We start from the raw sequence: 23,814 nt of genomic DNA on the forward strand, positions 1-23,814 counted from the left end.
GCGAAATATCCATTGGTCACTTTGAGTCACGCGGGCTAGCCTGCCGGGCCATGAGGATTCTGACCGTGAACGTGGGGCGGCCGAAGGCCGTCGAGTACACCGACGCGCCGAGCGGCACCACCGGGATCGACAAGCGGCCCGTCGAGGGCGCGGTGCGGGTGGCGGAGCCCGGGCCCAGGGGCGAGGGCGCGAGCGGCGTGGCCGGGGACGCGGTCTGCGACCTGCGCCACCACGGCGGTACGCACCAGGCGGTGTACGCGTACGCGCGCGAGGACCTCGACCACTGGGAGGACGTGCTGGGCCGGCCGATAGCCAACGGCGCGTTCGGCGAGAACCTGACCACGTCGGGCCTCGACGTGAACGGCGCGCGGATCGGGGAGCGCTGGCGGATCGGTTCCGCGCTCGTCCTGGAGGTGGCGTCGGCGCGGATCCCGTGCCGTACGTTCGCGAGCTGGCTGGAGGAGAAGGGCTGGGTCAAGCGGTTCACGGAGCAGGGGGCCCCGGGCGCGTACCTCCGGGTCGTCGAGCCGGGCGAGATCCGGGCCGGTGACCCGGTGGAGGTGGTGCACCGGCCGGACCACGACGTCACCGTGGCGCTCGCCTTCCAGGCCCTCACCGTGCGGCGCGAGTTGCTGCCGGGGGCCCTGGCGGCGGGGGACGCGCTCGACCCGGAGCTCCGCGAGACGGCACTCAAGTACGCGCGTACGAACGCTTCACCGACGGGCACTAACGTGCCCGTATGACGACTGCACTGATTACGGGCGCGACGGCGGGAATCGGGGCCGCCTTCGCGCGGCGGCTGGCGGCGGAGGGCCGCGACGTGGTGCTGGTGGCGCGCGATGTGAAGCGGCTTCGGGAGCAGGCGACCGAGCTGCACGACCGCCACGGTGTCGAGGCGGAGGTCCTGGCCGCGGACCTGTCGCGGGAGGAGGGGATCGCGGCCGTGGAGGCGCGGCTCTCCGACCCGAAGCGGCCGGTGGACCTGCTGGTCAACAACGCCGGGTTCGGCAACAAGGGCCGGTTCCTCGAAGTGTCCATGGCCGACGAGCTGAAGATGCTCACGGTCCACTGCGAGGCGGTGCTCCGCCTCACGGCGGCGGCGACCCGGTCGATGCGCGAGCGCGGCCGGGGCGGCGTGGTGAACGTCGCGTCGGTGGCCGCGTTCGTGCCGCGGGGCACGTACGGGGCGTCGAAGGCGTGGGTCGTGCAGTTCACCCAGGGAGCGGCGCGCGATCTGGCGGGCAGCGGGGTGCGGCTGATGGCGCTGTGCCCGGGGTTCGTACGGACGGAGTTCCACGAGCGGGCCGGGATGGGGACGGACAACATCCCCGGCTGGATGTGGCTGGACGCCGACAAGCTGGTCCGTGAGGCGCTGGCGGACCTGGCGCGCGGCAAGACGGTGTCGATCCCCGATCCGCGGTACAAGGCGCTGATGGGCGTGGTGAAGCTGGCGCCGCGCGGACTGCTCGGTGGCTTCAGCTCACGGGCGGGCCGCAAGTACGGGCCGCGGTAGCCGCGACGTGGCCGGTCGATCGGATCTCGACGGATGTCGTCGGATGCCGACGGAAGCCGACGGAAGCCGACGGAAGCGATCGAATGATCGGAACTTCTCGGGTTTCGATCAGCTGGACTAGGGTCTGAAGAGCCACCACATCTCAAGGGGGACTTCCGCGTGCGCGAGAGTGCTGTCGAACGTCATGACCGGCTGCTGGCCTTGGTCCGGGAGCGGGGCACGGCCCGGGTGTCGGAGCTGGCCGCGCAGCTGGGCGTCTCCCCCGTCACGGCGCGCCGGGACGTGGAGGCGCTGGCGGCCAGGGGGCTGCTGGACCGGGTGCACGGCCAGGTCTCCTGGCCCGAGCGGCAGTCCGGCGCCGACGGGCCGGGGCAGGACGGCGGCCCGGTGCTGGGGCTGCTCGCGCCGTCCGCGACGTACTACTTCGCGGAGATCATCCGCGGCGCGCGCGAGGCGGCGGCCGGGGCCGGGGCACGGCTGATCCTGCGCATCTCGGACTACCGGCCGGAGGACGACCGGGCGCGCACCGAAGGCCTGCTGGCGGCCGGCGCCGAGGGACTGCTGGTCGCGCCGGGCTGGCGGGCGCCGGGCGACCAGGCCGCGCACAGCGACTGGATCGCCGAGCTGCCCGTCCCGGCGGTGCTGCTGGAGCGGCGGGCCACGCCGGGCTCACCGCTGGACGCCCTGGACCGGGTGTCGTCGGACCACCGGCACGGGGTGGTCCTCGCCGTGCGCCACCTGGTCGGTCTCGGCCACGGGGCGCCGCTGCTGGTGGCCCGGGCGGACAGCCCGACCGCGCTCGCGGTGCGCGCCGGGTACGCGCAGGCGCTGGGCGCGCTGGGCCTGACCGGGCCGGGCCCGGTGATCGACTCCGTACCGGCGGAGCTGGACCCGGAGGGGTTCGAGGAGGCGGTGCGGGCGCTGTCGGCCGCGGTGGCGTCGGGCGCGGCCACGGCGGCGCTGGTGCACAACGACGTGGACGCCATCCAGATGGTGCAGCGCCTCGCCGAGCTGGGCGTACGGGTGCCGGAGGACCTGGCGCTGATCGCGTACGACGACGAGGTGGCGGCGCTCGCCGATACGCCGCTGACGGCCGTGGCGCCGCCGAAGCGGCACGTGGGGCGGCTCGCCACGCAGCTGCTGCTGGAGCGGCTCGCGGAGGCGGGAGCCGGGACCGGGGGTGTCACCGGGGCCGGGGCCGGAGCGGGGGCCGGGGCCGACCGGGAGGAGCCGCGGCGGCATGTGACGCTGCTGCCGAGGCTGCGCGTACGGGCCTCGTGCGGCGCCTCCTCGCGTGCCGCGGATCCGAAACCAGTCTGACCTTTTTTCGATCAAACAATCTTTCGCTCTTGACTTCGCTCATGAGGGGCTCAAGTATCTCGGCCACGAGGTCCGTTCCTGTCGCCCTTCGTACGAAGCTGGAGCCCCGCCATGAGCCGCAGCCGGAGAACGTCCGCCGCCATAGCCGCCACCGCCACCGTCACCGCGTTCGCCGTCCTCACGGCGTGCGGCGGCGGTGGCGGTGGCGGTGGCGGTGACGACGCGTCAGCCCCGGGGGCCGACGGCAAGCCCGTGACCCTCACCTTCTGGGGCTGGGCCAAGGGGTCGAAGGAGGTCGTCGACGCGTTCAACGCCTCGCACACGGACATCAAAGTGAGGTTCGAGGAGATCCCCGCCGGCAACGCGGGCGGCTACGCCAAGATCTCCAACGCGGTGAAGGCGGGCAACGCCCCCGACCTGGTCTCCATCGAGTACCCCTCGCTCCCCGAGTTCGTCAGCCAGGGTTCGCTCCAGGACATCGGCGCCCACTTCTCCGAGGAGGAGAAGAAGAAGCTGCTGCCGCAGGCCGTCCAGCTCACGACCCTCGGCGGCAAGACCTGGGCCGTGCCCTTCGACGCCGCGCCGCAGGCCTTCTACTACCGCAAGGACCTCTTCTCGAAGTACGGCGTCGCCGTCCCCCGCACGTGGGACGAGTTCAAGGCGGCGGCCGAGAAGGTCAAGAAGGCCGACGCCAAGGCCAGGATCGCCACCTTCTTCCCCGACGACCCGACCACCTTCGAGGCGATGGCCTGGCAGGCCGGCGCCCAGTGGTTCAAGGCCGAGGGCGACACCTGGAAGATCGAAACCGGCGACGCGGCCACCAACAAGGTCACCGCCTACTGGCAGGGGCTCCTCGACGCCGACCTCGTCCACAACGACGCCTCGTTCACCCCCGAGTGGACCGGCTCCCTGAAGAACGGCACCACCCTCGGCTACCTCGGCGCCTCCTGGGGCGCGGGCGTCCTCAAGGGCACGCTGCCCGAACAGAGCGGCAAGTGGGCCGTCGCCCCGATGCCCAGCTGGGACGGCAAGCCCGCCAGCGGCATGCTCGGCGGCTCGACCTTCGCCGTGACCAAGGACAGCGAGAAGACCGAGGCGGCGGTCGAGTTCGCGAAGTGGATGGCCACCACGGAGGAGGGCGTCACGGCCCGGATCTCGTCCGGCACCTCCAGCGCCTTCCCGGCCGCCACCGCCCTGCGCCCGGTCGCCAAGCGCTCCTTCGACGCCGGTTTCTACGGCGGCCAGGACATCTACCGGCTGTTCGAGCAGGCGGGTGCCTCCATCAACCCGCACTGGGCCTGGGGTCCGGCCACCGGCACCACCAACACCGCCATCAAGGACCGGTTCGGCAAGGTCGCGAGCGGCGGCGTCACCCTCGCCGAGGCCGTGCAGGCCGGGCACGACGCGACCGTCGCCGAGCTGACCAAGCGCGGCCTGAAGGTCGAGGGCTGAACCGGTGAAGGCCCGTGTCGCGCGCGCCGCCGGAACCGGAGTCGCTCGCGTCCACGCCGGTGCCGGTGCCGCTGCCGGCGCCCGCGTCCGTGCCGGCGCCCGTACCGCTGCCGGAGCCCGTCCCGGTGCCGGTGCCGGTGCGCGCAACCGTGCCGCAGCCGTCCTCCTGACCCCCTTCTTCGCGCTGTTCACCGCCGTGATGGTGGTGCCGGTCGGCTACGCGGTCTGGCTCAGCCTGTTCAGCGAGAAGCAGTCGGGGCTGGGCTTCGGCGGCACCGAGACCGTCTTCACCGGACTCGACAACTACGCGACCGCGCTCGCGGACCGGGCCTTCCTGGAGGGCTTCGGCGTCCTGCTCGGATACTGCCTGTTCTACATTCCGCTGCTGCTCGCCGGGGCCCTCACCCTCGCCCTGCTGCTCGACTCGGCGCTCGCCCGCGCCCGTCGCTTCTTCCAGCTCGCGCTCTTCCTGCCGCACGCCGTGCCCGGCATCATCGCCGCGCTGATCTGGGTCTACCTCTACACGCCCCAGCTCAGCCCGGTCGTGAAGGCCATGGAGTCCGGCGGGATCGGCTTCGACTTCTTCTCCCCCGAAGGCGCCCTCCCCTCCATCGTCAACATCGCGCTGTGGGAATGGCTCGGCTACAACATGGTGATCTTCTACGCGGCCCTCCAGGCCATCGACCGCTCCGTCCTCGAAGCGGCGACGGTCGACGGCGCCGGTGCCTGGCGCATCGCGTTCGGCATCAAACTCCCGCTGATCCGCGCGTCGCTGACGATGGTCGCGCTCTTCACCCTCATCGGCTCGCTCCAGCTGTTCACCGAGCCGCTGATCCTCAACAAGGGCACGGGCTCCGCCGTCACCTCCTCCTGGACGCCCAACATGTACGCGTACTCCGCGGCCTTCGACCGCAACGACTACGGGCTCGCCGCCGCCGCTTCCGTACTCCTCGCGCTCACCGCCGCGCTGCTGTCCTTCGCCGTCACCCGCCTCACCGGCCGCCGCCAGGAGAAGCACGCATGAGCGCGACCGCCCGCCCCGGGCCGCCCAGCCGCTGGCTGTCCCGCACCGCCGTCAACGGCGTCCTGCTGCTGTCCACCGCCTACATGCTCTTCCCCCTCGTCTGGCTGGTCACGGCCGCCACCAAGGACGCGGGCGGGCTGCTCGGCGGGGACGCCCTCTCCTTCGAGGGCTTCGACCTGTCCGGCAACCTGACCCGGCTCGCCGAGTACGGCGACGGCGTCTACTTCCGCTGGTACCTCAACAGCCTGCTGTACGCGGGCGGCGGCGCCCTCGTCTGCTCGCTGATCTGCGTCGCCGCCGGCTACGCCTTCGACAAGTACGACTTCCGGGGCAAGGAGAAGCTCTTCGGCACCGTCCTGCTGGGCGTGCTCGTCCCCACCACCGCGCTCGCCCTGCCCATGTACCTGCTCGCCAGCAACACCGGCATCGTCAACACCTACTGGGCCGTGCTGATCCCGGTCCTGGTCAACCCCTTCGGCGTCTACCTCTCCCGCGTCTTCAGCGCCGGCTACATCCCCGGCGAGGCGCTGGAGGCCGCCCGTATCGACGGGGCCGGCGAACTGCGCACCTTCTGGTCCATCGGGCTGCGCATGGTGATGCCGGGCTTCGTGACCGTCTTCCTCTTCCAGTTCACCGCCATCTGGAACAACTTCTTCCTCCCCCTGGTGATGCTCTCGGACCAGAAGCTCTTCCCGTTGAGCCTCGGCCTGTACGCATGGAACAGCAACGCCCACGCCGAACCGGACTTCTACCCCCTCGTCGTCACCGGCTCCCTGCTCGCCGTCGTCCCCCTGGTCGTTGCGTTCGTCTCCCTCCAACGCCACTGGAAAGCCGGCCTGACCGCCGGCAGCGTCAAGTGAGGAGCTCGGTTTCCACCATGCACCACGCCACCGACAACCGGCCGACGGTCCTCCTGGCGATGGGCCCCGGCATCGCGGACCGCCTGTTCACCGACGCGCACCGCGCCCGCCTCGCCGCCCTGTCGCGCACCGACCCGCACCTCGTCGCCCACGACCTGACCGCGCCCACCCCCCGTATCGCGGCCGCCCTCGCGGAGGCCGAGGTCCTCTTCACCTGCTGGGGCGCCACCCCGCTGACGGCCGCCGTCCTCGACCGGGCCCCGCGCCTGCGCGCCGTCGTCCACGCCGCCGGGTCGGTCAAGCACCACGTCACCGGGGCCTGCTGGGCGCGCGGCCTCACCGTCACCTCGGCGGCCGCGGCCAACGCGCTGCCCGTCGCCGAGTACACGCTCGGCGCGATCCTCCTCGCCGGAAAGCACGTCCTGCCCTCGGCCCGGCGGTACGCGCAGCTGCGCGCCGCGCACGACTGGCACGAGGAGCTCGCCGCCGCCGGCAACTACCGCCGTACCGTCGGCATCGTCGGCGCCTCGCGCATCGGCCGCCGCGTGATCGAGCTGCTGCGCCCCTTCGACCTGCGGGTCCTGCTGTACGACCCGTACGTGGACGCCGCCGGGGCGGCGGCGCTCGGCGTGGAGCCGGTGCCCCTGGACGAGTTGTGCGCCCGCGCGTCGGTCGTCTCCGTCCACGCGCCTCAGCTGCCGTCGACGTACCGGATGATCGGGCCGCGCCAGCTGGCGGCGATGCCGGACGGGGCGACGCTGGTCAACACCTCGCGCGGCTCGCTCGTCGACGAGGAGGCCCTCCTGACGCACCTGCGCTCCGGCCGTCTGCACGCCGTCCTGGACGTGACGGACCCGGAGCTGCCGCCGCCAAACTCGCCGCTGTACGAGCTGCCGAACGTGCTGCTCACGCCGCACGTGGCCGGTTCGCTCGGCAACGAGCTGCACCGGATGGCGGACCAGGCGCTGGACGAGCTGGAGCGGTACGCGGCGGGCGTGCCGTTCGCCGACCCCGTGCGGCCCTCGCAGCTGACCAGGTCGGCATAGCCGCCCGGAGCAGCACCGAGGCCCGGTGCCCCCGCGACGGGGGCACCGGGCCTCTGGCGTACCGCGAACTACTGCGTACTACTCCGTACTACTGCGTCTGGTGACGTCAGTGGGCGTGGCCGTGGCTGTGGCCGTGGCCCGCGTCCGCCGGCTCCTCTTCCTTCTTCTCGACCACGAGCGTCTCGGTGGTCAGGAGGAGGGAGGCGATCGACGCGGCGTTCTCCAGCGCGGAGCGCGTGACCTTGACCGGGTCGATGACGCCGGCCTTCACCAGGTCGCCGTACTCGCCGCTGGCGGCGTTGAAGCCCTGGCCCTTGTCGAGCTCCGCCACCTTCGAGGTGATGACGTAGCCCTCGAGGCCCGCGTTCTCGGCGATCCAGCGCAGCGGCTCGACCGCGGCGCGGCGGACGACCGCGACACCGGTGGCCTCGTCGCCGGTCTTGCCGAGGTTGCCCTCGAGCACCTTGACGGCGTGGACCAGCGCGGAGCCACCACCGGAGACGATGCCCTCCTCGACCGCGGCGCGGGTCGCGGAGATGGCGTCCTCCAGACGGTGCTTGCGCTCCTTCAGCTCCACCTCGGTGGCGGCGCCGACGCGGATCACGCACACGCCGCCGGCCAGCTTCGCGAGACGCTCCTGGAGCTTCTCGCGGTCCCAGTCGGAGTCGGTGGACTCGATCTCGCCCTTGATCTGCGCCACGCGGCCGGCGACGTCCTCGGACTTGCCGCCACCGTCGACGATGGTGGTGTCGTCCTTGGTGACCGTCACGCGGCGGGCGGTGCCGAGCACGTCCAGGCCGACCTGGTCGAGCTTGAGGCCGACCTCCTCGGCGACGACGGTGGCGCCGGTGAGGGCGGCCATGTCGCCGAGCATCGCCTTGCGGCGGTCGCCGAAGCCGGGGGCCTTGACCGCGACCGCGTTGAAGGTGCCGCGGATCTTGTTGACGACCAGGGTGGACAGGGCCTCGCCCTCGACGTCCTCGGCGATGATCAGCAGCGGCTTGGAGGAGCCGGCCTGGATGATCTTCTCGAGGAGCGGGAGCAGGTCGGCGATCGCGGCGATCTTGCCCTGGTGGATCAGGATGTACGGGTCGTCGAGGACGGCCTCCATACGCTCCTGGTCGGTCACCATGTACGGGGACAGGTAGCCCTTGTCGAAGGCCATGCCCTCGGTGAAGTCGAGCTCCAGGCCGAAGGTGTTGGACTCCTCGACGGTGATGACACCGTCCTTGCCGACCTTGTCCATCGCCTCGGCGATGAGCTCGCCGACCTGCTGGTCCTGCGCGGAGAGCGCGGCCACGGCGGCGATGTCGGCCTTGTCGTCGATCGGGCGCGCGGTGGCGAGCAGCTCGTCGGAGACGGCCTTGACCGCGGCGTCGATGCCCTTCTTCAGGGCGGCCGGGGAGGCGCCGGCGGCGACGTTGCGCAGGCCCTCGCGGACCAGCGCCTGGGCCAGCACGGTGGCGGTGGTGGTGCCGTCACCAGCGATGTCGTTGGTCTTGGTGGCCACCTCCTTCACCAGCTGGGCGCCGAGGTTCTCGTACGGGTCGTCGAGCTCGACCTCGCGGGCGATCGTCACACCGTCGTTGGTGATGGTGGGCGCGCCGAACTTCTTGTCGATGACGACGTTGCGGCCCTTGGGGCCGATGGTCACCTTGACGGTGTCGGCGAGCTTGTTGACGCCGCGCTCGAGGGCGCGACGGGCGTCCTCGTCGAACTTCAGGATCTTCGCCATGGGGCTGAGTCAGTCCTCTCGAACGAACCGCGCCCCTCGACGCCCGGCGCTGTGGAGAGCGGGGCGGCCAGGGGCGCAGCTCAAAGCATCTCTGCTTCGGGAAAAGCGGGGTGAATTACTTCTCGACGATCGCGAGCACGTCGCGGGCCGAGAGGACGAGGTACTCCTCGTTGTTGTACTTCACCTCGGTGCCGCCGTACTTGCTGTACAGCACGATGTCGCCGGTCTTGACGTCGAGCGGCAGGCGCTCGCCGTTCTCGAAGCGGCCCGGGCCCACGGCGAGGACGACGCCCTCCTGGGGCTTCTCCTTCGCGGTGTCCGGGATGACCAGGCCAGAGGCCGTGGTCTGCTCGGCGTCGAGCGGCTGGACCACAACACGGTCCTCGAGCGGCTTGATGGCAACCTTGGAGCTGGTGGTCGTCACGATCCGACCTCCCCCTTCGGAGATCTCACGGGGTTAACTGTCTGAGGTGGCGACCAGGTGGATCCGTCGTCGCGGGTGCCGGACCTGCCCGTCGCTGTGTTGGCACTCTCCGGTGGGGAGTGCCAGAGCCGAGACTATGACCGCGATTAGCACTCGGTCAAGCGGAGTGCCAATTCAGAGGCGGCGCGGCGTTTTCTCACCGCCCTCGGCAGGGTCCTCCGCGACGGGTCCTCAGACGTAGTCCTCGAGCTTCGCGACGGCGTAGCCCTTCGCCGTCACGACGTTCATGACGTACCGGATCATGTCCGCCATGCTGCCCTTCCAGTCCTCCCGGCCCCGGAAGTGCGTGAGGATGATGTCGCCGGGGTGCAGGTCCCGGTCCCACTCGCGCCACTCCATGTGGTCGGGGAACGCCTCGGCCGCCCACAGCGGTACGGCCTTGACGCCGCAGGACCGGGCGGCGCGCAGCGTGTCGGCGTTGTAGTTGCCGTACGGCGGGCGGAAGAGCGGCGGGCGCGTGCCGTAGCGCTTCTCGATGACGTCCTGCTGGCCGCAGATCTCGCGCTTCTGCTCCGCGTAGGAGAGGGCGGGCATGTAGCGGTGGTTGAGGGTGTGGTTGTGCAGGGCGACGCCGGTGCGCTGCATCTTCTTGAAGTAGCCGTAGTCCTCCCTGACGAGGTAGTCGCTGAGGAACGCGCTGTAGGGGATGTCGAGTTCGTCCATCATCCGCACCAGCTCGGGGTCCTTCTCGGCACCGTCGTCGATGGTGAGGAAGACGATCCGCTCCTTGGTGGGGACGGTCGTGAAGACGGGCGGCAGGGTGGGGTCGCCCACGCCGAAGCCCTTACGGAAGGTGATCTTCGGTTTCTCGGCGGCCGTGGGCGGCGGGGGCGCGGCCAGCGGCGTGAGCTTCAGCCCCCACTTGCGGGCGGCGACGGCGCGGGCGGCCTGCGCGCGCTTGACCCTCTCGACGTACGCGGCCAGCGCGCCGGCCGGTCCGGCGGCCGCGGCCCCGCCGCCCTGGCGCGGCTCGGGCTGTCCGCCGGCGGGGGCGACGTCCTCCCGTCCGGAGTCGGGGTCACCGCAGGCGGCGAGTGCGGCGAGGAGGAGAGCGGCGAGCACGGCGGCGGCGCGCCGGGGCCACCACCCCCTCGCGACCGACGGCATTTGTTCCGTTTGTCGTACTAGCTGCATGGCGCCGCATCCTGTCAGCGCCGCGCCCCGCCGCCCGGGCGACACCGCCGCCCCGCGCGCACCATCGCCCACCTGGCCCACAATGGGGCGGGTGACCGATCTCGCCGCCTTCTCCGCGCTCCTCACCGACGAGGGCCAGGCCCTGCTGGCCGCCCTGCGCGACTACGACCCGTCCCAGGAACTCGCCGTCGCCTCCCGGCTGCGCCGGGACCACCCGGCCGAGCTGGTCACGACGGCGATCGGACAGGCCCGGCTGCGGCAGCGGGCGGTGGCGAAGTTCGGCGCGGAGGACGCGTACCGGATGTACTTCACGCCCAACGGCGTCGAGCAGTCGACCCGGGCCTCCGTCGGCGCCTACCGCGCGGCGCGCTTCAAGGAGCTGGGCGTACGCGGCGTCGCGGACCTCTGCTGCGGCATCGGCGGCGACGCCGTCGCGCTGGCCCGCGCGGGGATCCGGGTCCTGGCCGTGGACCGGGACCCGCTGACCGCCGGGGCCGCCCGGGCGAACGCCGAGGCGCTGGGCCTGACCGACCTGATCGAGGTGCGCTGCGCGGACGTCACGGAGGTCGACACCTCCGGGTACGACGCGGTCTTCGTGGACCCGGCCCGGCGCGGTGGCCGGGGCCGCGTGTTCGACCCCGAGGCGTACTCGCCGCCGCTGTCCTGGGCCGTCGGCACGGCGCTCGGGGCGCCGCGCGCCGCGCTGAAGATCGCCCCCGGCATCCCGCACGAGACGGTGCCGCCGGAGGCCGAGGCCGAGTGGATCTCGGACGGCGGCGACGTGAAGGAGGCCGTCCTCTGGTTCGGCACCCGCCCCGGCGCGGTCACCGCCACGCTGCTCCCGGGCCCGCACACCCTCGGCGGCCGCGGCCTGCCCAACCCGCCGGTCCGCGAGGTCGGCCGTTTCCTGTACGAGCCCGACGGCGCGGTCATCCGCGCCCACCTGGTCGCCGAGGTCGCCGAGGAGCTCGGCGGCGGGCTGCTCGACGAGACGATCGCCTACATCACGGCGGACGAGCTGCGCCCGACGCCGTACGCCACCGCGTACGAGATCACCGATCGGATCCCCTTCAACGTCAAGAAGCTCAAGTCCCTCCTGCGCGAACGCGAGGTGGGCAACCTGACGGTCAAGAAGCGCGGCTCGGCGGTCGAACCGGAAGAGCTCCGCCGCAAGCTGAAGCCGAAGGGCCCGAACGCCGCGACGGTCTTCCTGACCCGGGTGGCGGGGGCGCCGACGATGCTGATCGGACGCCCCGCGTAAGGCGCTTCACCGCGCGGTCTCCGGGTGGCGTGCCCCCAGGCGTACCGCCCAGCGGTAGTGGCCCACCGCCTTGGTCACGGCGATCAGGCCGTGCACCCACAGGATGAGGCCGACGCCCATGAGGGCGGCGACCTCGGCGTACGTCGTGGAGCCGGGGCGGGCGGAGGCGGGGACCGCGAAGCAGAGCCAGAGGCCCGACGCGCACAGCGCGAAGGAGAGCAGGAACCAGATCAGGCTGAGCACCGGCACCCGGAAGACGGCGTCGCGCGGCGGGTCGCTGTCGAGGGACGCCCACTGGGCGAGCAGTTCGCGCGCCGCGCGGTCACGGCGGACGGCGAAGGCCACGGCGAACACGGCCGGGATCACGACGGCGAGGCCCACGCAGACGCCGAGGGCGCCCGCCATCGCCGTGAGCGGGTCCACCAGGCCGTCCTCCAGCGACATCAGCGCTCCGCCGACCATCAGCCAGCCCGCCTGCAGGCCCGCCAGCGTCAGCAGGAACAGCACTAGCCGCCGCCCGCCCACGATGTGCCAGGTCAGCTCTCCCATGGCCCGGTTCCGGTCGGCGAGCAGCGCCGCACGGTCCGGCCAGGTGCGCAGGTGCGGGGGCGGCGGGGGCGGGGGCAGGAGGCGACGGGGAGACATGCTCCGAGGCTAGCGACCGTGATCGCGCGGGGGGAAAGGCGCCCGGCGTCAGACGTAGTCCTCCAGGCGGGCGACCGTGAAGCCCTGCTCCTGGATGCGGCGCAGCATGTTCGCCGTCATCTCGGTCATCGAGGTGCCCTTGAGGTCCTGCGGGCCGCGGAAGTGGGCCAGGACGATGTCACCGGGGTGGAGCTTCCGGTCGCCGCGCTGGTACTGCATGTTGGTGATCTGCATCGACTCGCGCCACAGCACGATCGCCTCGACACCGCACTGCGCGGCGGCCGCGCGGGTGTCCTCGTTCCAGTTGCCGTACGGCGGGCGGAAGAGGCGCGGGGCGGTGCCGTAGGTCCGCTCCAGCTTCTCCTGCTGGCCGCAGATCTCGCGCTGCTGGGCGGCGGCGCCGAGGGTGCGGAGGTTGGGGTGGGTGAGCGTGTGGTTGGCGACGCCCGCGCCGCCGCCGAGGTCGCGCAGGCGCGTGAAGTACGCGTAGTCGTCGCGGATGGCGGCGTCCGTCAGGAACATCGTGAAGGGGACCTTCAGCTCCCGCATCATCTCGACGAACTCGGGGTCCTTCTCGGCGCCGTCGTCGAAGGTGAGGAAGACGACCTTGTCGGTGGTCGGTATCTCGCTGATGACGGGCACCGGACCGCCCGCGCCCGTCTTCACCGGCTTGGTCTTCGGCGGGGCCGGTGGCGCCGGGAAGGGCTTCAGGCCCCATTTCGCGTACGCGGCCGAGGCGTCCGGTGCCTGGCGCGGCGGCGCGGCCGCGGTCGTGCTCGGTGCCGGCTCCGGGACCGTTGCCGAGCCGGAACCGGAACCGGAGCCGGAACCCGACGCCGTACAGCCCGATATGAGCAGTGCCGCGGCCAGCGCCGCCGCACCCGCGATGTACTTCCCCACCCTGCAACCCCATGTTCGAACGTCTGATCAGCCGCGTACTGCTTGACGGCTGAACGACTCCGGGGGTTGCCTCAGGCCGCCGTCCCGTGGGACTCGAACCGCCAGCGGTGGACCGGCCGCGTGACCAGGTCCGCCGGCGGCTCGGGCAGTTCGGGCAGGTCCGCGTCGTACGCGGCGTCCCACCACGTCAGGACGAGCACCCGGCCGCCCGGCGCCGTGAAGGTCTCACGGCGCTGCGGTACGGCCTGCGGTACGGCGGCGAGTTCGGCCGCCCGCGCCCACGCCAGCAGCTCCGGGCCGCGGCCCTCGGCGGCGCGGGCCTCCCACATCAGGGTGACCACGGTCATGAGTAGAGGTTGTCCTTGCTGATCTCGTGGACGTGGTCGTGGTCGTGACCGTGGCCGTGGTTGCCGGGCACGTGCGGCTCGGTCACCGGCAGGGAGGAGTCCGCGGGCAGCTCCAGGTCCGAGGCCGGCCGGTTGCGGGCGACCATCTCGGCGCCGAGCGCCGCGACCATCGCGCCGTTGTCCGTGCACAGGCCCGGCCGGGGCACGCGCAGCCGGATGCCGGCCCGCTCGCACCGCTCCTCGGCGAGCGCGCGCAGCCGCGAGTTGGCCGCCACACCGCCGCCGATCATCAGGTGGTCGACGCCCTCGTCCTTGCACGCGCGTACGGCCTTGCGGGTCAGGACGTCGACGACCGCCTCCTGGAAGGACGCCGCCACGTCACGGACCGGCACCTCCTCGCCGGCGGCGCGCTTCGCCTCGATCCAGCGGGCCACCGCGGTCTTCAGGCCCGAGAAGGAGAAGTCGTACGCCGGGTCGCGCGGCCCGCTCAGGCCGCGCGGGAACGCGATCGCGGACGGGTCGCCCTCCTTCGCCAGCCGGTCGATCACCGGCCCGCCCGGGAAGCCGAGGTCCAGCACGCGCGCGATCTTGTCGAACGCCTCGCCCGCCGCGTCGTCGATCGTCGCGCCCATGGGCCGTACGTCGGAGGTGATGTCCGGCGCGAGCAGCAGCGACGAGTGGCCGCCGGAGACGAGCAGCGCCATCGTCGGCTCGGGCAGCGGCCCGTGCTCCAGCTGGTCGACGCAGATGTGCGAGGCGAGGTGGTTCACGCCGTACAGCGGCTTGCCGAGCGCGTACGCGTACGCCTTGGCCGCCGAGACGCCGACGAGGAGCGCGCCCGCGAGGCCCGGGCCGGCCGTGACCGCGATGCCGTCGAGGTCGCGGGCGGAGACCCCGGCCTGCTCCAGGGCGCGCTCGATGGTGGGGACCATCGCCTCCAGGTGGGCGCGGGAGGCGATCTCGGGCACGACGCCGCCGTACCGCGCGTGCGCGTCCACGCTCGACGCGACGGCGTCCGCGAGCAGGGTGGTGCCCCGGACGATGCCGACGCCGGTCTCGTCGCAGGAGGTCTCGATGCCGAGGACGAGGGGTTCGTCAGCCATCACTCTCAGTTCCTTGTACGGTCAGGCGCATCACCAGCGCGTCGATGTTGCCCGGCTGGTAGTAAGCGCGGCGGAAGCCGATCGGTTCGAAGCCGAAGCGCTCGTACAGCTTCTGGGCGCGGGTGTTGTCCACGCGCACTTCGAGGAGCACCTCGTCGCACTCGAAGGCGGTGGCGTGCCGCAGCAGTTCGGTCAGGAGCCGCGCCCCGAGGCCGGTCCCCCACTGGTCGCGGGCGACGGCGATGGTCTGTACGTCGCCGAGGCCGCCGGCCGCCGCGAGCCCGGCGTACCCGACGATCCGCCCGTCGGGCGCGGACTCGGCCACGACGTAGCGGCGGGTGGAGTGCGGGCCGCGTGCGTGGGCGAGCTCGGACCAGAACATCCCGGCCGACCAGGCGTCGTCGGGGAACAGCTCCCGCTCCAGCGCCAGCACCGGTTCGATGTCCCACCAGCGCATCTCGCGAAGCGTGGCCGTGGTCACCGTGGTCACTTCGGCGTGACCACCTTGTAGTTCTTCGGCACCTGGGCGTCGGGGCGGCGCAGGTACAGCGGCAGCGGGTCCTCGAACGACCCGCCGTCCCGCAGCCGTTCGGCGGCGAGCGCGGCGAGGGCCCCGGCCGACTGGTGCTCGGGGTCGCGGGCGTCGGGGAACACCTCGCCGTACAGGCGCGCTCCGGCGCCGACGGCGGGGAGGCCGGCGACCTGGTCGGCGATGTCGGCGGGGCGGTCGACGGCGGGGCCGGTCGCGCGTGTACGGCAGTCGTCGTAGCGCGCCCAGTAGACCTCCTTGCGGCGCGCGTCCGTCGCCACGACGAACGGCTCGTCGATCCCGGAGGCGTACGCGAGCCCGTCGAGCGTGCACACGCCGTGCACCGGTACGCCGCCGAGCGCCGACGCGAAGGTGGCGGCGGTGACGAGGCCGACCCGCAGCCCGGTGTACGGGCCGGGGCCGACGCCCACGACGATGCCGGTCACGGCGTCCAGCGTGCGGCCGGCCTCCCGGAGCACCCGGTCGACGGCGGGCAGCAGCAGCTCCCCGTGGCGGCGGGCGTCGACCTGGGCGGCCTCGGCGAGGACGGAGTCCCCGTCGTGGAGGGCGACGGTGACGGCGGGTGTGGCGGTATCCATGGCGAGCAAGAGCACGCAAACAGCCTACGGCTCCCGGGGCGGGGGCACGGCCGCCCCGGTCGGTCCGCCCGCCGACTGCTACCGTCACCCCCATACGTACGCGTACGCGCGAGAGGTGGGCAGCAGGGTGGCAAGGAGCAGCTCGGGATTCGTGGCCGGGCTCACCGTGGCGGCGCTGGCCGCGGTCGGTTTCCTCGCCTATCAGGCGTCGGCCAACGTCCCCGCCGACCTCGCGGCGAAGCCCTCGGCGTCGCCGAGCGGCCCCGCGACCCCGGCGCCCGCGCCGGGCGGCGCCACCAAGACCGCGGACCCGCTGGCCCTGCCGGAGGAGTCGGGCACGGGGATGCGGGTGGTGTACGCGCTCGGCGCCCGGCGCGTCTGGCTGGTGGACGCGGACGACAAGGTCACGCGGACGTTCGCGGTGATGCCGAGCACGGTCAACCCGAAGCCGGGCACGTACGCCGTGACGACCCGCTCGGGGAGCGTGCCGGGCTCCGACGGCGTACGGGTCGAGCACGTGGTGCGGTTCGCCCGGGTCGACGGGGTGACGATCGGCTTCAGCGCGGCGGTGGACGGCACGATGGCCAGCCCGGACCCGACGCGCAAGACGGGCGGTATCCGGATGACGCGGGCGGACGGCGACGCAATGTGGACGTTCGCGGCCGTCAACTCGAAGGTCGTCGTCGTCCCGTAAGGCGTGACGCCGGTCGGGCCGTTACGCGGGGCGGGCCGTTACGCCGCGTCCGACGCCACGGCGTCGTCCCCCGGCACGTCCGCGTCGGCGTCCGCTTCGGCACCGTCGCCGTTCTCGGCCCGGGGCGGGGTGGACACGGCGCTGGCCGCCGCACACGACGCCAGCAGATCACGCATCGAGACATCCTGCTCGGACGTCGGCATCGGTTGCCTCCTGGGGCTCCGGGGGCAGGCGTGGTTAGGTAGACCTAACCACGTACGGGTGTCCATGGGACCACGCCCCGGACGTACGACGCAACATCGTGCCGACACCTTGTCGGAAACTACGGGGAACACGGCGCCGCCCGAGGCCGCGAGACACGAGCCGCGAGACACGAGCCGCGAGACACGAGACACGAGGCTCAGGCGAGGTCCGGGTCCAGGTCCGATCCCAGGCCCAGGCCCAGGCCGCCGAGGTCCGCCTCCGCCCAGCGCGCCCCGTACCCGGACAGCGTCACCACGCGCCGCTCGTCGTCCGTCGAGCCGACCACGCGGTGGATCACCACGTGCAGCCGGTCCTCGGACAGCTCCTCGACCTTGCCCTCGCCCCACTCCACGACCACCACCGAGTCCGGCAGGGACACGTCGAGGTCGAGGTCCTCCATCTCGTCGAGGCCGCCGCCGAGGCGGTAGGCGTCGACGTGGACGAGCGCGGGGCCGCCGGTCAGCGACGGGTGGACGCGGGCGATGACGAACGTCGGGGACGTGACCGCCCCCCGTACGCCGAGCCCTTCGCCGAGCCCGCGCGTCATGGTCGTCTTGCCCGCGCCCAGCTCACCGGTCATCAGGACCAGGTCGCCGGGGCGCAGCAGCTTCGCCAGCGCGCGGCCGAGCTCCTGCGTCTGCTCGGGCGCGTGGAGGGTGAACCGGGCGGTGGCGGCGGGGGCTTCTGCGGCTGCGGCCTCGGTGCCGTCAGCCGCCGGGCTGTGCGGTGCTTCCATACCCGCCAACGTTAGCCGCTGCCGACACCGCCCCCACGCGCGCCAGCAGGTCCGCGAGCCGGTCGGTCACCGCCTCCGGGTGCTCCAGCATCACCAGGTGCCCGCCGTCCGGGACGATGACCAGCTCGGCGTCGGGGAGGAGGTCGGCGATCGTCTCGGTGTGCGAGCTGGGCGTGACCAGGTCCTGGTCGCCCGCGAGCGCGAGCACCGGCACCTCGGCGAAGACGCGGAGCGCGTCCGCCTTGTCGTGGTCCGTGAACGCCGGGTAGAACTCCGCGACGACGTCGATCGGCGTGCCCTCGATCATCCGCTCCGCGAACCGGGCGACGGCCGGGTCCACGTCCCGCGACGAGAACGAGTACCGCTTGATGAGCCCCGCGAACAGGTCCGCGGTCGCCCCCCGCGCGCGCTCCACCAACTCCGCCTGCGAGCCGAGCGCCCGCAGCACGCCCGGCAGGACGCGCCGGACGGCGTTGACCCCCGCGACCGGGAGGCCGTAGTTCACCTCGCCGAGCCGGCCGCACGACGTACCGACGAAGGCGACGCCGACGACCCGCTCGCGGATCAGCTCGGGGTACTGGTCGGCCAGCGCCATCACCGTCATGCCGCCCATCGAGTGCCCGACCAGCACGAGCGGCCCCTCGGGCGCGGCGGCGTCGATGACGGCCTTCAGGTCGCGGCCCAGCTGGTCGATGGAGACCGGCACGGCGTCGGCGTCCGGGCGGCGGCGCTGGGCGACGCCGCGCCCCGAACGGCCGTGGCTGCGCTGGTCCCAGTGGACGGTGCGCACCAGGCCGCGCAGGGCGGCGCGCTGGAAGTGCCAGGAGTCCTGGTTGAGGCAGTAGCCGTGGCTGAAGACGACCGTGACGGGCGCGGGCGCCTTGGCGCCGAAGAGGCGGCGCCGGCGCGGGATGCCGCCTCCCGCGTCCGCCTCGTCGGGGTCGGCCACCTCGTCGACCTCGTAGTACAGCTCCGTGCCGTCGTCCGCCGCGGCCTTGCCGGGGGTGCCGCGCAGCGCGCCGTACGGGCCCGCCGCGTCCAGCGCGAGGCGCGCCTTCTTGCGCATGCCGCGCCCGACGGTGAGGCGCTCTATGGCGACACCGGCGGCCGCGCCGGCCGCGATCACTCCTATCGCCGCGCCGGCGAAACCGGCGCGGCGCCAATTGCCGGCGGCCGCGGCCTCCACCGCACTGGTCTCACTCACGCGGCAGCTCCTCGTCGGTCAGGTCGCGTCGGTTACGTTCGTATAGACGCGTGGTACCCGCGATCCGATCCGGGTCACGATCTCGTACGCGATCGTGTCCGCCGCCCGCGCCCAGTCCTCGGCGGTCGGCTCACCCTGGTCACCCGGCCCGAACAGCACGGCCCGCGCGCCCGGCTCCACGGCGTCGCCCTCCAGGTCGACCACGAACTGGTCCATCGCGACCCGGCCGGCCACCGTCCGCACCCGGTCCCCGACCAGCACCGGGCCGCGGCCGGAGGCGTGGCGCGGGATGCCGTCGGCGTACCCGAGGGGGATGAGGCCGAGGGTGGTCGGGCCGTCGGTGACGTAGTGGTGCCCGTAGCTGACGCCGTGCCCGCCCGGCACGTTCTTGACGAGCGCGACGCTCCCCACCAGCCGCATGACGGGCCGCAGCCCGAAGTCGGCCGGTGCGCCCAGCTCGGGGATCGGCGAGACGCCGTACATGGCGATCCCGGTCCGTACGAGGTCGAAGTGGGTCTCGGGCAGGGTGAGGGTGGCCGGGGAGTTGGCCAGGTGCCGCACCTCGGGCCGGACGCCCGCCTTCTCGGCGTACTCCAGCATGGTGTGGAACGCGTCCAGCTGGGCGGCGATGGAGGGGTGGCCGGGCTCGTCGGCGCAGGCGAAGTGCGACCAGATGCCGGTGACCCGGAGCAGGCCGTCGGCCTCGGCCCTCAGCGCCTCGCCGACGAGCCGGGGCCAGTCGGCGGGCTGGCAGCCGTTGCGGCCGAGGCCCGTGTCGGCCTTGAGCTGCACGCGCGCCGGCTGTGCGGTCCGGCGCGCCGCCTCGATGACCTCGTCCAGGGCCCACATCCCGCTCACGGCCACGTCCACGTCGGCCCGGATGGCCTCGTCCCAGGGGCCGCCGGGGGTCCACAGCCAGCACAGGACGGGCGCGTCGATCCCGGCCGCCCGCAGGGCGAGCGCCTCGTGCGGCGTGGCGGTCCCGAGCCAGGTGGCTCCCGCCTCCAGCGCCGCCCGGGCACAGGGCACGGCGCCGTGCCCGTACGCGTCGGCCTTCACGACGGCCATGACCTGGACGTCCGTCCCCACGCGCCCGCGCAGGGCACGCACGTTGGCGCGCAGCGCCCCGAGATCGATCTCGGCGCGGGCGCGAAGGGTCTGCGGTGTCTCACTCATCGCGCCCAGTCTCTCAGGTGCGCCCGTCGCCCTCGCCGCGCGCTCATGTCATACCTGTCACGCGATACCTGTCACGCGAGCCCCCGCCACGCCCCCGGCAGCGCCTCCGCCACGTCGTACGCCGTGATCGGCGCCTCCCGCGCCGCCCGCCGTGCCGCGAGGCCGTGGAGGTACGCCGCCACCGACGCGGCGTCCCGGGGCGCGAGGCCGGCCGCGAGCAGGGAGCCGGCGAGGCCCGACAGGACGTCGCCGCTGCCCGCGGTGGCGAGCCACGCCGTACCCGTGGGGTTGACGCGTACCGGCCCCTCCGGGGCGGCGACCAGCGTCGTCGAGCCCTTGAGCAGCACGGTCGCGCCGTACCGGCCCGCGAGCTCCCGCACCGCCTCCAGGCGCCGGGCCTCGACGTCCTCGCGGGCGACGCCCAGCAGCGCGGCGGCCTCGCCCGCGTGCGGGGTCAGGACGGTGGGGGCGGGGCGGGCCCGGACGGCCGCCGGGTCCAGGTGGCGCAGGCCGTCGGCGTCGACCAGGACCGGCACGTCGGAGGCGAGGACGTCGTCGACGCCGGGCGTGTCGCCGAGGCCGGGCCCGATGACCCACGCCTGGACGCGGCCCGCCTTCGCCGGGGGCCCGGCGTGGACGAGCGTCTCCGGATGGCGCGCGAGGACGGCGTCGCCGGCCGGGCCGACGTACCGCACGGCCCCGGCGCCGCCGCGCAGCGCGCCGGAGACCGCGAGCACCGCCGCGCCGGGGTAGCGGGCGGAGCCGGCGACCACGCCGACGACGCCGCGGCGGTACTTGTCGCTCTCGCCGGAGGGGACCGGCAGCAGCCGGGCCACGTCGGCGTGCTGGAGCGCCTCCAGCTCGGGCTCGGCCGGCAGCCGGAGCCCGATGTCGACGAGCCGCACGGCGCCGGCGTACTCCCGCGCCGGGTCGATCAGCAGCCCCGGCTTGTACGTCCCGAAGGTCACCGTCGCGTCCGCGCGCACCGCCTCCCCCGCGACCTCGCCGGTGTCGGCGTCCACGCCGCTGGGCAGGTCCACGGCGACGACGGCCGCCCCGGAGTCGTGGGCCGCGCGCACCACGGGCACGGCGTCGGGCCGCAGACCGCCGCGCCCGCCGATGCCGGTGATCCCGTCGAGGACGAGGTCGGCGCGGGCGAGGACCGCGTACGGGTCCTCGGCGACGTGCCCGCCCGCGCCGCGCAGCGCCGCCAGCCCGCCTTCGTGGGCTTGGGAGCCGAGCAGCACCGCCGAGACGCCGGCCCCGCGCCGGGCCAGGCGGGCGCCCGCGTAGAGCGCGTCGCCGCCGTTGGCGCCGCTGCCGACGAGCAGCACCACGCGGGCGCCGTAGACGCGGCCCAGCAGCCCGGCGCAGGCGGCGGCCAGTCCGGCCGCGGCCCGCTGCATCAGGGCGTCTTGCGGCAGCCGCGCCATCAGTTCGGCCTCGGCGGCCCGTACGGTCTCCACCCGGTAGGCGGTACGCATCCGATCACCCCTCCACGACGACGGCGGCCTTCCGTGATCAACCCTCCGCGATCACCACGGCCGACGCCACCCCCGCGTCATGGCTGAGCGACACGTGCCAGTGCCGTACGCCCAGCTCGGCCGCGCGGGCCGCGACCGTGCCGCGCACCCGCAGGCGGGGCTGGCCGCTGTCCTCGACGTACACCTCGGCGTCGGTCCACAGCAGTCCGGCCGGCGCGCCGAGCGCCTTCGCGATCGCCTCCTTGGCCGCGAAGCGGGCGGCGAGCGAGGCCATCCCGCGCCGCTCGCCGCTCGGCAGGAGCAGTTCGCGCTCCAGGAAGAGCCGGTGCGCCAGGTTCGGTGTCCGTTCCATCGACGCCGCGAACCGGTCGATCTCCGCGACGTCGATCCCCACCCCGATGATCATTTCTCTCCCGATCTGTCCCGCTCACTCCACCGTCACGGACTTGGCGAGGTTACGCGGCTGGTCGACCTCGTTGCCGCGCGCGGTCGCCAGTTCGCACGCGAACACCTGGAGCGGCACCGTCGACACCATCGGCTGGAGCAGCACCGGCGTCGCCGGGACGCGGATCAGGTGGTCCGCGTACGGCACGACCGCCTCGTCCCCCTCCTCCGCGATCACGATGGTCCGCGCACCGCGCGCCCGGATCTCCTGGATGTTCGACACGATCTTGTCGTGGAGGACGGAGCGGCCGCGCGGCGACGGCACCACGACCACCACCGGCAGGCCCTTCTCGATCAGCGCGATCGGCCCGTGCTTCAGCTCGCCCGCCGCGAACCCCTCCGCGTGCATGTACGCGAGCTCCTTGAGCTTCAGCGCGCCTTCGAGCGCCACCGGGAAGCCCACGTGCCGGCCGAGGAACAGCACGGTGTCCGCGTCGGCGAGCGAGCGCGCCAGCTCGCGCACCGGCTCCATGGTCTGCAGGACCCGCTCGACGTCCTCCCCGATCCTCGACAGGTCGCGGACCACGGCCCGGATCTCGTCGCCCCACGTGGTGCCGCGCACCTGCCCCAGGTAGAGCGCCAGCAGGTAGACGGCCACGAGCTGGGTGAGGAACGCCTTGGTGGAGGCGACCGCCACCTCGGGCCCGGCGTGCGTGTACAGCACGGCGTCGGACTCGCGCGGGATGGTCGCGCCGTTGGTGTTGGAGATGGCCAGCACCTTCGCGCCCTGCTCGCGGGCGTGGCGCAGCGCCATGAGGGTGTCCATGGTCTCGCCGGACTGGGAGATGGCCACCACCAGCGTCCGCCGGTCGAGGATCGGGTCCCGGTAGCGGAACTCGCTCGCCAGCTCCACCTCGCACGGGATGCGGGTCCAGTGCTCGATGGCGTACTTGGCGATCAGCGCCGCGTGGAACGCGGTGCCGCAGGCCACGATGACGACCTTGTCCGCCTCGCGCAGCACCTCGTCCGGGATGCGGATCTCGTCCAGCGTCAGGGAGCCGTTCGCGTCGATGCGGCCGAGCAGGGTGTCGGCGACCGCCTTCGGCTGCTCGGCGATCTCCTTGAGCATGAACGAGGCGTAGCCGCCCTTCTCGGCCGCCGAGGCGTCCCAGTCGACGTGGTACGCCCGCACCTCGGCCGGCGCCCCGTCGAAGTCGGTCACCGTCACGGCGTCCCGGCGGACCTCCACCACCTGGTCCTGGCCGAGCTCGATCGCGGAACGGGTGTGCTCGATGAACGCGGCCACGTCCGAGGCGAGGAACGCCTCGCCCTCGCCGACGCCCACCACCAGCGGGGAGTTGCGCCGTGCGCCGACGACCACGTCCGGCTCGTCGGCGTGCACCGCGACCAGCGTGAAGGCGCCGTCGAGCCGCCGGCACACCAGCCGCATCGCCTCCGCGAGGTCGCCGCAGGAGGAGAACGTCTCGGCCAGCAGGTGCGCGACGGTCTCGGTGTCGGTCTCCGACTCCAGCGTGTGGCCCCGCTCCGCCAGCTCGGCGCGGAGGGCGGCGAAGTTCTCGATGATGCCGTTGTGGACGACGGCCACGCGCCCGGCGTTGTCGAGGTGGGGGTGGGCGTTGGCGTCGGTGGGGGCGCCGTGCGTGGCCCACCGGGTGTGCCCGATGCCCGTCGACCCGGCCGGCAGGGGCCGGGCGTCCAGCTCCTTCTCCAGGTTGACGAGCTTGCCCGCCTTCTTCGCGGCGGCCATCCCGCCGTCGGCGAGCACCGCGACACCGGCCGAGTCGTAGCCCCGGTACTCCAGCCGCTTGAGGCCCGCGATCACCACATCGAGCGCCGACTGCCCGCCGACGTAACCCACGATTCCGCACATGTCGGCAGCCTAGGCGAGGCCGCCCGCGCCGGGCAGGAGGCCGGACCGGT

Annotated in this window: 25 protein-coding genes; 9 read left to right on the forward strand and 16 right to left on the reverse strand. The window is 73.2% G+C overall.

The window, feature by feature from the left end; all coding sequences use genetic code 11:
• Positions 1–50: 50 nt before the first annotated feature.
• From ACZ42X_RS26275 to ACZ42X_RS26305, 7 genes are all read left to right on the forward strand, one after another.
• Entirely contained in the window at positions 51–743 is a 693-nt protein-coding gene (locus ACZ42X_RS26275; RefSeq protein ID WP_468294833.1) for an MOSC domain-containing protein, read from the forward strand.
• A complete protein-coding gene (locus ACZ42X_RS26280; RefSeq protein WP_361421243.1) occupies positions 740–1,513 on the forward strand; it encodes an SDR family NAD(P)-dependent oxidoreductase in 774 nt (257 codons plus the stop codon). The genes ACZ42X_RS26275 and ACZ42X_RS26280 overlap by 4 nt, the downstream gene beginning before the upstream one ends.
• Before the next feature lie 159 nt (positions 1,514–1,672).
• The gene (locus tag ACZ42X_RS26285) at positions 1,673–2,833 is read left to right on the forward strand and encodes a LacI family DNA-binding transcriptional regulator (RefSeq protein ID WP_468294836.1); all 1,161 of its coding nucleotides are present in this window, start codon (positions 1,673–1,675) and stop codon (positions 2,831–2,833) included.
• A 111-nt stretch (positions 2,834–2,944) separates the two neighbouring features.
• Positions 2,945–4,285: an ABC transporter substrate-binding protein gene (locus ACZ42X_RS26290; RefSeq protein ID WP_468294838.1), complete on the forward strand. Its 1,341-nt coding sequence runs from the start codon at positions 2,945–2,947 to the stop codon at positions 4,283–4,285.
• A 166-nt stretch (positions 4,286–4,451) separates the two neighbouring features.
• Positions 4,452–5,309, forward strand: a complete 858-nt coding sequence (locus tag ACZ42X_RS26295; RefSeq protein WP_468295217.1) for a carbohydrate ABC transporter permease — start codon at positions 4,452–4,454, stop codon at positions 5,307–5,309.
• On the forward strand, positions 5,306–6,169 hold the full coding sequence (locus ACZ42X_RS26300; RefSeq protein ID WP_468294840.1) for a carbohydrate ABC transporter permease: 864 nt from the start codon (positions 5,306–5,308) through the stop codon (positions 6,167–6,169). The genes ACZ42X_RS26295 and ACZ42X_RS26300 overlap by 4 nt, the downstream gene beginning before the upstream one ends.
• A gap of 17 nt (positions 6,170–6,186) precedes the next feature.
• Complete coding sequence (locus ACZ42X_RS26305; RefSeq protein ID WP_468294843.1) at positions 6,187–7,215, forward strand: hydroxyacid dehydrogenase; 1,029 nt, start codon at positions 6,187–6,189, stop codon at positions 7,213–7,215.
• Positions 7,216–7,321: 106 nt separating this feature from the next.
• Here the strand turns inward: ACZ42X_RS26305 and groL are convergent, their stop codons facing one another.
• From groL to ACZ42X_RS26320, 3 genes are all read right to left on the reverse strand, one after another.
• Positions 7,322–8,950, reverse strand: a complete 1,629-nt coding sequence (gene groL / locus ACZ42X_RS26310) for a chaperonin GroEL (protein WP_468294846.1) — start codon at positions 8,948–8,950, stop codon at positions 7,322–7,324.
• A gap of 115 nt (positions 8,951–9,065) precedes the next feature.
• Complete coding sequence (gene groES, locus ACZ42X_RS26315; RefSeq protein WP_355354073.1) at positions 9,066–9,374, reverse strand: co-chaperone GroES; 309 nt, start codon at positions 9,372–9,374, stop codon at positions 9,066–9,068.
• 231 nt (positions 9,375–9,605) lie between these two features.
• Positions 9,606–10,568 carry a polysaccharide deacetylase family protein gene (locus tag ACZ42X_RS26320; protein WP_468294849.1) on the reverse strand — a complete coding sequence of 321 codons (963 nt, stop codon included), beginning with the start codon at positions 10,566–10,568 and terminating at the stop codon, positions 9,606–9,608.
• 82 nt (positions 10,569–10,650) lie between these two features.
• On the opposite strand from ACZ42X_RS26320, the gene ACZ42X_RS26325 reads away from it, so the two are divergent.
• Positions 10,651–11,829: a THUMP-like domain-containing protein gene (locus tag ACZ42X_RS26325; RefSeq protein ID WP_468295219.1), complete on the forward strand. Its 1,179-nt coding sequence runs from the start codon at positions 10,651–10,653 to the stop codon at positions 11,827–11,829.
• 6 nt (positions 11,830–11,835) lie between these two features.
• Here ACZ42X_RS26325 and ACZ42X_RS26330 read toward each other — a convergent pair whose 3' ends face one another.
• The 6 genes from ACZ42X_RS26330 to tsaB form a co-directional block, all read right to left on the reverse strand.
• A complete protein-coding gene (locus tag ACZ42X_RS26330) occupies positions 11,836–12,474 on the reverse strand; it encodes a hypothetical protein (protein ID WP_468294852.1) in 639 nt (212 codons plus the stop codon).
• A 48-nt stretch (positions 12,475–12,522) separates the two neighbouring features.
• Positions 12,523–13,374, reverse strand: coding sequence for a polysaccharide deacetylase family protein (locus ACZ42X_RS26335; protein WP_468294855.1), 852 nt, complete (start codon positions 13,372–13,374; stop codon positions 12,523–12,525).
• 71 nt (positions 13,375–13,445) lie between these two features.
• Positions 13,446–13,721: a hypothetical protein gene (locus ACZ42X_RS26340; protein ID WP_468294857.1), complete on the reverse strand. Its 276-nt coding sequence runs from the start codon at positions 13,719–13,721 to the stop codon at positions 13,446–13,448.
• Positions 13,718–14,824 carry a tRNA (adenosine(37)-N6)-threonylcarbamoyltransferase complex transferase subunit TsaD gene (gene tsaD, locus ACZ42X_RS26345; protein WP_468294860.1) on the reverse strand — a complete coding sequence of 369 codons (1,107 nt, stop codon included), beginning with the start codon at positions 14,822–14,824 and terminating at the stop codon, positions 13,718–13,720. Before tsaD ends, ACZ42X_RS26340 begins: the two co-directional genes overlap by 4 nt.
• The gene (rimI, locus tag ACZ42X_RS26350; RefSeq protein ID WP_361421685.1) at positions 14,817–15,281 is read right to left on the reverse strand and encodes a ribosomal protein S18-alanine N-acetyltransferase; all 465 of its coding nucleotides are present in this window, start codon (positions 15,279–15,281) and stop codon (positions 14,817–14,819) included. Before rimI ends, tsaD begins: the two co-directional genes overlap by 8 nt.
• Positions 15,282–15,310: 29 nt before the next feature.
• Entirely contained in the window at positions 15,311–15,967 is a 657-nt protein-coding gene (gene tsaB, locus ACZ42X_RS26355) for a tRNA (adenosine(37)-N6)-threonylcarbamoyltransferase complex dimerization subunit type 1 TsaB (protein ID WP_468294862.1), read from the reverse strand.
• A gap of 112 nt (positions 15,968–16,079) precedes the next feature.
• Here tsaB and ACZ42X_RS26360 point away from each other — a divergent pair, with 112 nt between their 5' ends.
• Positions 16,080–16,646 (forward strand): hypothetical protein, encoded by a 567-nt coding sequence (locus ACZ42X_RS26360; protein WP_468294865.1) that lies wholly within the window; start codon positions 16,080–16,082, stop codon positions 16,644–16,646.
• A 38-nt stretch (positions 16,647–16,684) separates the two neighbouring features.
• On the opposite strand, the gene ACZ42X_RS26365 is transcribed toward ACZ42X_RS26360, so the two are convergent.
• The 7 genes from ACZ42X_RS26365 to glmS all read right to left on the reverse strand — a co-directional run bounded on the left by ACZ42X_RS26365 (position 16,685) and on the right by glmS (position 23,764).
• Positions 16,685–16,849, reverse strand: coding sequence for a hypothetical protein (locus ACZ42X_RS26365; protein ID WP_468294868.1), 165 nt, complete (start codon positions 16,847–16,849; stop codon positions 16,685–16,687).
• A gap of 197 nt (positions 16,850–17,046) precedes the next feature.
• On the reverse strand, positions 17,047–17,625 hold the full coding sequence (tsaE, locus tag ACZ42X_RS26370) for a tRNA (adenosine(37)-N6)-threonylcarbamoyltransferase complex ATPase subunit type 1 TsaE (protein WP_468294870.1): 579 nt from the start codon (positions 17,623–17,625) through the stop codon (positions 17,047–17,049).
• A complete protein-coding gene (locus tag ACZ42X_RS26375) occupies positions 17,597–18,829 on the reverse strand; it encodes an alpha/beta fold hydrolase (protein WP_468294873.1) in 1,233 nt (410 codons plus the stop codon). The genes tsaE and ACZ42X_RS26375 overlap by 29 nt, the downstream gene beginning before the upstream one ends.
• 18 nt (positions 18,830–18,847) lie before the next feature.
• Positions 18,848–20,005 (reverse strand): alanine racemase, encoded by a 1,158-nt coding sequence (gene alr, locus ACZ42X_RS26380; protein WP_468294876.1) that lies wholly within the window; start codon positions 20,003–20,005, stop codon positions 18,848–18,850.
• 71 nt (positions 20,006–20,076) lie between these two features.
• Entirely contained in the window at positions 20,077–21,489 is a 1,413-nt protein-coding gene (locus ACZ42X_RS26385) for an NAD(P)H-hydrate dehydratase (protein WP_468294878.1), read from the reverse strand.
• Between the two features lie 37 nt (positions 21,490–21,526).
• The gene (locus tag ACZ42X_RS26390) at positions 21,527–21,895 is read right to left on the reverse strand and encodes a holo-ACP synthase (protein ID WP_468294881.1); all 369 of its coding nucleotides are present in this window, start codon (positions 21,893–21,895) and stop codon (positions 21,527–21,529) included.
• A 21-nt stretch (positions 21,896–21,916) separates the two neighbouring features.
• Positions 21,917–23,764 carry a glutamine--fructose-6-phosphate transaminase (isomerizing) gene (gene glmS / locus ACZ42X_RS26395; RefSeq protein WP_468294884.1) on the reverse strand — a complete coding sequence of 616 codons (1,848 nt, stop codon included), beginning with the start codon at positions 23,762–23,764 and terminating at the stop codon, positions 21,917–21,919.
• Positions 23,765–23,814 lie beyond the last annotated feature (50 nt).

It is taken from the genome of Streptomyces sp. NPDC030862, from assembly GCF_055571835.1.

Coding starts and splice junctions, on each gene's coding strand:
- ACZ42X_RS26385 (WP_468294878.1), bottom strand. CDS start 21,489: ATGCGTACCGCCTACCGGGTGGAGACCGTACGGGCCGCCGAGGCCGAA.
- ACZ42X_RS26305 (WP_468294843.1), top strand. CDS start 6,187: ATGCACCACGCCACCGACAACCGGCCGACGGTCCTCCTGGCGATGGGC.
- tsaE (WP_468294870.1), bottom strand. CDS start 17,625: ATGGAAGCACCGCACAGCCCGGCGGCTGACGGCACCGAGGCCGCAGCC.
- ACZ42X_RS26300 (WP_468294840.1), top strand. CDS start 5,306: ATGAGCGCGACCGCCCGCCCCGGGCCGCCCAGCCGCTGGCTGTCCCGC.
- ACZ42X_RS26330 (WP_468294852.1), bottom strand. CDS start 12,474: ATGTCTCCCCGTCGCCTCCTGCCCCCGCCCCCGCCGCCCCCGCACCTG.
- ACZ42X_RS26390 (WP_468294881.1), bottom strand. CDS start 21,895: ATGATCATCGGGGTGGGGATCGACGTCGCGGAGATCGACCGGTTCGCG.
- ACZ42X_RS26280 (WP_361421243.1), top strand. CDS start 740: ATGACGACTGCACTGATTACGGGCGCGACGGCGGGAATCGGGGCCGCC.
- ACZ42X_RS26340 (WP_468294857.1), bottom strand. CDS start 13,721: ATGACCGTGGTCACCCTGATGTGGGAGGCCCGCGCCGCCGAGGGCCGC.
- alr (WP_468294876.1), bottom strand. CDS start 20,005: ATGAGTGAGACACCGCAGACCCTTCGCGCCCGCGCCGAGATCGATCTC.
- tsaD (WP_468294860.1), bottom strand. CDS start 14,824: ATGGCTGACGAACCCCTCGTCCTCGGCATCGAGACCTCCTGCGACGAG.
- groL (WP_468294846.1), bottom strand. CDS start 8,950: ATGGCGAAGATCCTGAAGTTCGACGAGGACGCCCGTCGCGCCCTCGAG.
- ACZ42X_RS26290 (WP_468294838.1), top strand. CDS start 2,945: ATGAGCCGCAGCCGGAGAACGTCCGCCGCCATAGCCGCCACCGCCACC.
- ACZ42X_RS26275 (WP_468294833.1), top strand. CDS start 51: ATGAGGATTCTGACCGTGAACGTGGGGCGGCCGAAGGCCGTCGAGTAC.
- ACZ42X_RS26325 (WP_468295219.1), top strand. CDS start 10,651: ATGGGGCGGGTGACCGATCTCGCCGCCTTCTCCGCGCTCCTCACCGAC.
- glmS (WP_468294884.1), bottom strand. CDS start 23,764: ATGTGCGGAATCGTGGGTTACGTCGGCGGGCAGTCGGCGCTCGATGTG.
- ACZ42X_RS26365 (WP_468294868.1), bottom strand. CDS start 16,849: ATGCCGACGTCCGAGCAGGATGTCTCGATGCGTGATCTGCTGGCGTCG.
- ACZ42X_RS26320 (WP_468294849.1), bottom strand. CDS start 10,568: ATGCAGCTAGTACGACAAACGGAACAAATGCCGTCGGTCGCGAGGGGG.
- rimI (WP_361421685.1), bottom strand. CDS start 15,281: ATGCGCTGGTGGGACATCGAACCGGTGCTGGCGCTGGAGCGGGAGCTG.